The organism is Streptomyces sp. AC627_RSS907, from assembly GCF_019049165.1.
This window is the reverse complement of the sequence record NZ_JAGMUE010000014.1, coordinates 22,314-29,444: the sequence shown is the minus strand read 5'-3', so window position 1 is coordinate 29,444 and position 7,131 is coordinate 22,314. Positions and strand designations below refer to the sequence as shown.

Sequence of the window (7,131 nt, the reverse complement as noted above, 5' to 3'; positions counted from 1 at the left end):
GGGGAGACGGGGAGACGGGGGAGACGGGGAGACGGGGAGACAGGGTGGCGGGGAGACAGGGAGGAGGGGGGACGAGGGGGACGGAACGACAGGGAGGCGGGGCCGGAGCGGACGGCTAGCGGTCGCCGACCGCCGTCCGCTGGAGGAGCCCCCAGGTGAACTCCGCGACCACCTCGTGGCGTACGCCGTCCCCGTCGGGGGCGGTGAAGGCGAGCCCCCAGCGTGTGGGGGCCGAGCCCTGGAGCGGGCGGGCGGGGGCGAAGGCGCGGGCCGCCTCGTCGACCGTGCAGGACCAGGGGGTGAGGTCGTCCAGGGTGCGCAGCCGCGGTCCCTCGGCGCCGGGCGCGCGGACAGCCACGCGTTCCAGACGACGCCCCGGTCGGCGACGAGCACCTCGAAGCGCAGGCCGGGCCAGAGGGGGAGCGCCCACTGCCGGGCCTCGCACTCCAGGTCGCCGATCCGGCGCGGGCGCGCCGACTCGGGCTCGCCCAGGACCGACCGGTAGCGGGAGGCGGCCGAGCGGGCCCGCGGGGAGCGGAGCATCGCCTGCCAGCGTCTGTTGGCCTCCCGCATGTCCGCGGCCGAGGCGCCCAGCTCACGGCGGGCGTCCTCCACCAGGCCGGGGTTGTGGTCGGCCATGCGGCGCAGCAGCACCAGCTGGAAGTCGAGCGGGGTGAACGGGCCGGCGGGCCGCTTTCCGGTGGGCATGGGGTCATCGTGGCTCATGGGCCCCGTGGGCGGGAGTGGGGCCCGTGGGTGGGCGTGGGCGCCCGCCCCATTGCCCCGGCAAACGCGATATGAGTAGCCTGTGTTCGCCATTCCGATCGTCTGTTGAAATCTCGAACAACGGGATTGTCGCCGCAGGCGCCTGAGACACCTAGGGAGGGGGCCGGACATGGGACGTCTCGTACCAGCCGTGACCCGGGCTCTCGACATACTGGAGCTCTTCCTCGACGGGGACGGCGCGCTCTCCGCCCCCGACATCGTGCGCCGGCTCCAACTGCCGCGCACCACCGTGCACGAGCTGGTCACCACGCTCGCCGCCCGCAAGTACATCGTCCCCGTGCCCGGCCAGCCCGGACGGTACCGGCTCGGCGTGCGCCCGTACCAGCTCGGCGCCCGCTACGCCGAGCACCTCGACCTCGCGGCCGAGGGCCAGCAGGTGGCGCGGACCGTCGCCGAGACCTGCGACGAGACCGTGCACGTGGCGATCCTGGAGGACACCGACGTCATCTACATCGCCAAGGTCGACTCCACGCACGCGGTGCGCATGGTGTCGGCGGCCGGCCGCAGGCTGCCCGCCCACTGCACGTCCGTCGGAAAGATGCTGCTGGCCTCCCTCCCCGAGCCGGAGCTCGCCGAGCGCTTCCCCGACGGCGCCGAGCTGGCCGCCATGACCCCGAACAGCATCACCGACCCGGCCGCGCTGCGCGAGACCCTGGCCGGTATCCGCGAGCGTGGCATCGCGGTGGAGAACCGCGAGTCCAACCCGGACGTCTCCTGCGTGGCGGCCCCGGTCCGCGACCGCACCGGCCGGGTGGTCGCCGCGCTGTCGATCTCCGTGCCGATGATCCGCTGGAGCGACGAGCGGCGTGCCGAGCTGGAGGAGCTCGCCGCCAAGGGCGCCGCCGACCTCTCCGAGCGCCTCGGCCACCGGAGCGCGTCATGACGTACGAGGTGGCGGTACGGGCCGAGGCGACCCTCGGCGAGGGCCCGACCTGGGACGCGCGGGCGGGCCGGCTGGTCTGGGTCGACATCCTGGGAAGCCGCGTGCACACCTACGACCCCGCCTCCGGGCGCCGGACGGTGCGCACGACCGAGCAGCACGTGGGCGCCGCCAAGCCGCGCGCGGGCGGCGGCCTGGTCCTCAACCTGCGCGACGGGATCGGCCTGCTCGACCCCGACGACTCCTTCCGCTGGCTGCACCGGGAGGCCGTCCCGGACCGCCGTGGCAACGACGCCGCCGTCGCCCCCGACGGCAGCCTGTGGGCCGGCACCATGCGCTACGACGAGGCACCCGGCGGCGGCACGCTCTCCCGGGTCACCGGGGACGGCGTGGTGGAGGTCGTCCTCGACGACGTGGCGGTGAGCAACGGCACCGGCTGGAGCCCCGACGGCCGGCTGATGTACTACATCGACTCCCCGACCCGCCGGATCGACGTCCTCGACGCCGGAGACGGCCCCCTCGCGAACCGGCGCCCGCTGGCCACCGTCGAGGACGGCGCCGGCTTCCCCGACGGGCTCACCGTGGACGCCGACGGCTGCGTGTGGGTCGCCCTGTGGGACGGGGGAGCGGTACGCCGCTACACCCCGGACGGCCGGCTGGACCGGGTGATCGCCCTGCCGGTCCCGCGCGTGACCGCCTGCGCCTTCGGCGGACCCGACCTGACCGACCTGTACATCACCACGGCCCGGGTGGGTCTGACGGCCCCCCATCCGCTGGCGGGCTCGGTCCTGGTGGTACCGGGCGCGGGCAGGGGGGTGGCCCAGCCGGCCTTCGCGGGCTGAGAGACGCCGGGCCGGCCCCGCGGGAACGCCCCGCGGGCGTCCGGCCCCGGCGAACCACCGGAGCCGGCCGCCTCGTGGCCGACGCCCCGGCCTCCGGCCCCCGGCCGCGGGTCGCTCCCGTCCGGCCGGCCGGGCGCCCCCGGCACCCGGCCGCCCTGCGCCGGCAGCCGGCGCGGGCAGGGGGGTGGCCCAGCCGGCCTTCACGGGCTGAGAGACGCCGGCCCGTCCCGCGCCGGCTCCGTGCCACCCGGCGCCGGGCCGCCCCCGCGTCCGTCCGTGGTTCACATCCCCGTACGGTCCAGCTCCCGGAGCACTTTCCTCTCCCCCGGAGTCAGGGGCGGCTCGGTCAGCGGGGGGAGTGGGGAGCCGGTGAGGGCGGCCAGGAGGGCGTCGGGGTGGAACATGCGGGTCGGGGGCGTACGCATGCTGGTGACGTCCCACATCGCCGAGGCCGCCGCGTAGGAGCCCGTGGCCGCCTTCGTCATGCGCCGCGTGTACGCCGTCACGACGCGGTCGGCGACGCCCGGCCGTCCGCCGCGCACCCCCGGGTAGAGGACGTCCTGGCCGACGGCCATGGACCACGCCGCGTCCACCGAGCGCGCCGCCCCCCGCAGCACCCGCCGGGCGAGCCCGGGCGCGTCGAGGCTCCCGGCCCGCTCCAGCTCACGGGCGAGCACCCGCGCGCCGAACGCCGCCACCGACATGCCCTGCCCGTACGCCGGGTTGAAGGTGCCCAGGGCGTCCCCCAGGACGACGAAACCGTCGGGCCACCGGGCGGACTTCTCCAGGTACCGGCGCACATTGCTGGTGGACCGGCTCAGGTGCACGCCGGTGAGCGGCTGCGCACCGGAGATCAGCCGCCCCACGAGGGGGTCGGGCAGGTCGAGCGTGTACCGCAGGAAACCCTCCGGATCCCCCGGCGGCTCACCGCCTCGCGTGCCACCGCAGCTCACCATCCACCGGCCGCCCTCGATCGGCAGCACCATCGCGCTCCGCCCCGGCCGCGACACGTACGGGTCGGCCTGCACGATCGTCAGCGGGAACCGCTCCGCGCCCTCCGGCACCCGGTAGACGCGCGTCGCGTTGACCAGCCCGGAGTCCACGGTGTGCTCCCGGACGCCGGACAGCCCGAGCCCGTCGAGCCAGCGGACGACCCGGGTACCGCGCCCGCTCGCGTCGACGACGAAGTCCGCGTCCAGCTCCGCCTCCCCGTCGGCGGTCGCGACGCGCACCCCCCGTACGCGGCCGGCGGAACCCGTCAGCCCCACCGCCGCCGCCCTGCGGACCTCGACCGGGCAGTGCTCCCGCACCGCCTCCCGTACCGTCCAGTCCAGCAGTGCCCGGCTGCACGTGAGCATGACGGGCCCCTCGCGCCGCCACCGCCGCAGCCAGCCCGCGGGTGTGCGGGCCAGCGTGCCCGAGCTGAGGGACACCTCGTGGGCTCCGGCGGCGACCAGCCGTTTGCGCGGGCTCACGCCCGGCACCAGCTCCTCCATGGCGGCCAGCCCGCCGGCCATCAGCAGATGCGCGTGCCGGCCCTGCGGCAGCCCGCGTCGGTGCTCCGGCCCCTCGGGCAGCTCGTCACGGTCCAGCACGACCACCTCGTCCACCCCGGCGGTGGACAGCACGGCCGCGGCCAGCATCCCGGCCAGGCCGGCACCGACGACGACAGCTCTACGCGACATGGGGCTCCTCGGGTTCGGTCAGGGAGGACGGCGCCGAGCCGGCGGAGGCGCCGGGCGGGCGGTCCAGTGCCAGCGCCAGCTCCACCAGCCCGCTCGGGCCGGAGACCTCGGTGGCGTGCAGGCGGTACGTACCGCCGGCCTCGGGCGGTTCCTCGCGGGCGGCGGCCCGGCGCGCGGAGTCGGCGAGCATGGCCGCCTCCGCCGCCAGGCGGGCCTCGTGGGGGGAGCGGCCCGCGCGCAGGGCGGTGTCCCGCACCCGCTCACGGACCCGGTGGTCGAAGTACGGCGCGAGCGTGAGCAGGGCGTCGTGGATGGACACCTCGCGCCACTGGAGCCGGGCCTGGGGGAGCTGCCACCACGCGGTCGGGGGTCTGGGGGCGGTGGACGCCGACCGCACCAGGGACCACAGCGGCTCCAGCCGCCGGTAGTCTCCCAGCCCCCGCCACTGGGCGACCACGGGCGGCAGCAGCCTCGGCAGCACGAACCCGGCCGCGCACAGCAGCGCGGCCAGCGAGGCCATCGGCGGGGCGACGGTGGTGGACAGGAAGTCGAGGTCGTGTCCGGACCAGCGCGCGACGACCGCCGTGTACTTGGTCAGCTGGAAGCCCGCCACGTCCAGCAGCGCCCCCAGCAGGATCAGCCGCAGCCCGGTCCGCAGCGGACCCCCCACCTCACGGCCCCACTTGACGCAGACGACGCACATCACCAGCATCGCCGCGCTGTGCCCGAGCAGGTACAGCAGGATCATCTCCCGCATGAACGGCGTGCCGGCGTAGTACGTGTCGAGGTCGGTCAGCCGCTCGGTGTCCGTGTCGGCGAGCGCGAACAGCACGACGATGGCGACGACCAGCAGACCGTAGGCGGCCACGCAGCGCAGCACCATGCGCCGCACCCACGCGCGGGAACCGCCCCGCCAGTTGACCAGCAGGACGAGCACGGCGCAGCTGTACGCGCAGAGCATGCCGTAGGTCAGCGGGGCCCCGAAGTTGGGGATGCCGGTGAGCTCGTTGACGGTGGCGAGGGTGGCCGGGGCGGCGCAGACGAAGACCAGCGCGCCCAGGACGATCGCCACGCAGGTGGACAGCGTCAGCGGGTTGCGCAGCGCCGTGCGCGGGCGGCGGAACAGCAGCACGGAGGTCATCGCGAACACGAGGGCCGCGAGGTACACGACGAGGCTCATACCGGCAGGTTCCTCTCGCCCGGGGCCCGGTTCACGCGGTCCCCGCCGTGGTCGCGGCGCTCGGCACGGCGGGGACGGGCACCGGCACGGTGCCGGCCAGGACGTCGGCGATCCGGCCCAGCGTGGCCGGGCCCGGCACCGGCTCCGGGAGCGGGCCGGTGCCGCCGGGCGGCCGGTCCCCGCCCCACGGGGCCGCCTCGCGCCGTACCGCGGCGGTGATCACCGCGGCCCAGGCGGCGGCCTCGGCCCGCTCCGGATCATCCGTCGCCGCCAGCACGCCGGCGTGGGTCCGGTCGTACAGGTCCCGGTCGAAGTAGGCGTCCAGGTGGCTCAGTGCGTTGTGGACGCTGGTCTGGCGCCACATCAGCCGGGTGGTGGGGGAGGCGAACCGAGGCCGGGGCAGCCGCAGCGTCCGGCGGACGAGCAGGTCCTCCAGCGCCCGCTCCAGGGGTGCGAGCCGGGCGTACGTCCGCCGGGCCCGCCGCCACTCGGTCACCCGGGGCGCCACCAGCGGGACCAGCACCCCGACGACCGTCAGCAGGGCGCCGAGACCGGCGGCGGCCGGGGAGACGGTGGTGCCGAGCGCCGGCCAGTCGCGCCCGGACCAGCGGGCGCCCACCGCGACCAGCTTGGCCACGCTGTACCCGGCTCCGCACAGTGAGCCGGTCCCGAGCAGGATCAGGCCCGCCCGCAGCCCGCCCCGCACCTGGCGGGCCCAGCGCAGTGCCGACACCGTGGTCACGCTCACCGCGGTGAGGTGGGCGGCCAGGTACAGCACGATCATCTGGGCGAGGAACGGGGTCGTCGCGTAGTAGGTGTCCAGGTCGGTGCGGCGCTCCACCGGCGCGTCACCCAGGGCGAAGGTCACCGCGATGCCGAGGACCACGGCGGCGTAGGCGAGCGTCCAGCGGCGGGCGGTGCGCTGCACCCCGGGTCCCCCGCGCCAGTGGACGACGAGGACCTGGGAGGCGGCGCAGTACCCGGTGATCGCCACGTAGGTGAGCGGAGCGGCGAGGTTCGGCACGCCGCTCAGGTGGTTGACGGCGCCGACCGTCGGCGGCGCCCCGAGCAGGAAGCAGAGCCCGGCCAGCCCCAGCACCGTGCAGATGGCGCGCAGGTACGGGTCGCGGCGGTGCCGCAGCAGATCGGGGGCCTTCGTCACCAGGCCGAGCCACAGCGCCCCGCAGCTGACGTAGTTGATCAGGCCGTTCATCTCTTCGTCCCGCGGTAGTTGAGCGCGGCTCCGATGCGTCCGGCGAGGTCCTGCGGGTCGTCGGGTTCGCTGCCCTCCGCGGCGAACACCGAGTCGGTGGAGGCCTCCAGCCAGGTGCGCAGCCTGCGGCCCATCAGCATGCCGAAGCGGTCCGCCTCCTGCTCCTCAGCCAGGGAGAAGTCGGTGCGCGCGGCGACCGGACGCGGTTCGGCACCGGCGGCGGCACGGTCGGTGTCCGCCTGCCGGCGGCTCATGTGCCACACCTCGTGGCAGAGGATCACGATCTGGTGCCACACGGCGGCGCGCTCGTCCACCACCACGTCGTCGTGGCTCTCGCGCTCCAGCCACAGCCCGCTCGCGGTGTGCGGCGGGAACGCGGCACGGTGGACGACCACGTCGCGTCCTCGCCACGCGCTGACGGAGGCCACCAGGGCCTCGAACAGCACCTCGGGATCGGCCGGGACCGCCACCCGGATGGGGTCGATGAGGGCGTCAGCCAGACGACGCATCTCCTTCCTGGTACGCACCGCTGTCTCCCTGTTCCC

Annotated in this window: 6 protein-coding genes and 1 pseudogene; 2 read left to right on the top strand and 5 right to left on the bottom strand. The window is 75.6% G+C overall.

From position 1 onward, the window contains the following. Window positions 1-115: 115 nt before the first annotated feature. A pseudogene (locus tag KUM32_RS04570) lies at window positions 116-726 on the bottom strand (hypothetical protein). A 169-nt stretch (window positions 727-895) separates the two neighbouring features. Here KUM32_RS04570 and KUM32_RS04565 point away from each other — a divergent pair. Together KUM32_RS04565 and KUM32_RS04560 are read left to right on the top strand one after the other, a co-directional pair. After that, window positions 896-1,669 carry an IclR family transcriptional regulator gene (locus tag KUM32_RS04565; RefSeq protein WP_217140478.1) on the top strand — a complete coding sequence of 258 codons (774 nt, stop codon included), beginning with the start codon at window positions 896-898 and terminating at the stop codon, window positions 1,667-1,669. Then, window positions 1,666-2,508 carry an SMP-30/gluconolactonase/LRE family protein gene (locus tag KUM32_RS04560; RefSeq protein WP_217140477.1) on the top strand — a complete coding sequence of 281 codons (843 nt, stop codon included), beginning with the start codon at window positions 1,666-1,668 and terminating at the stop codon, window positions 2,506-2,508. The genes KUM32_RS04565 and KUM32_RS04560 overlap by 4 nt, the downstream gene beginning before the upstream one ends. A gap of 281 nt (window positions 2,509-2,789) precedes the next feature. Here KUM32_RS04560 and KUM32_RS04555 read toward each other — a convergent pair whose 3' ends face one another. From KUM32_RS04555 to KUM32_RS04540, 4 genes are read right to left on the bottom strand one after another with little or no spacing between them, the layout of a single operon-like run. After that, window positions 2,790-4,193 carry an NAD(P)/FAD-dependent oxidoreductase gene (locus tag KUM32_RS04555; RefSeq protein ID WP_217140476.1) on the bottom strand — a complete coding sequence of 468 codons (1,404 nt, stop codon included), beginning with the start codon at window positions 4,191-4,193 and terminating at the stop codon, window positions 2,790-2,792. After that, complete coding sequence (locus KUM32_RS04550) at window positions 4,183-5,373, bottom strand: MAB_1171c family putative transporter (protein ID WP_217140475.1); 1,191 nt, start codon at window positions 5,371-5,373, stop codon at window positions 4,183-4,185. The genes KUM32_RS04555 and KUM32_RS04550 overlap by 11 nt, the downstream gene beginning before the upstream one ends. A 31-nt stretch (window positions 5,374-5,404) precedes the next feature. After that, on the bottom strand, window positions 5,405-6,586 hold the full coding sequence (locus tag KUM32_RS04545) for an MAB_1171c family putative transporter (protein WP_217140474.1): 1,182 nt from the start codon (window positions 6,584-6,586) through the stop codon (window positions 5,405-5,407). Beyond that, the gene (locus KUM32_RS04540) at window positions 6,583-7,113 is read right to left on the bottom strand and encodes a toxin (protein ID WP_217140473.1); all 531 of its coding nucleotides are present in this window, start codon (window positions 7,111-7,113) and stop codon (window positions 6,583-6,585) included. Before KUM32_RS04540 ends, KUM32_RS04545 begins: the two co-directional genes overlap by 4 nt. Between the last annotated feature and the right edge of the window lie 18 nt (window positions 7,114-7,131).

Excerpts from the sequence above, each read along its gene's own strand:
- KUM32_RS04565 (WP_217140478.1), top strand. The coding sequence starts at position 896 with ATGGGACGTCTCGTACCAGCCGTGACCCGGGCTCTCGACATACTGGAG.
- KUM32_RS04560 (WP_217140477.1), top strand. The coding sequence starts at position 1,666 with ATGACGTACGAGGTGGCGGTACGGGCCGAGGCGACCCTCGGCGAGGGC.
- KUM32_RS04555 (WP_217140476.1), bottom strand. The coding sequence starts at position 4,193 with ATGTCGCGTAGAGCTGTCGTCGTCGGTGCCGGCCTGGCCGGGATGCTG.
- KUM32_RS04550 (WP_217140475.1), bottom strand. The coding sequence starts at position 5,373 with ATGAGCCTCGTCGTGTACCTCGCGGCCCTCGTGTTCGCGATGACCTCC.
- KUM32_RS04545 (WP_217140474.1), bottom strand. The coding sequence starts at position 6,586 with ATGAACGGCCTGATCAACTACGTCAGCTGCGGGGCGCTGTGGCTCGGC.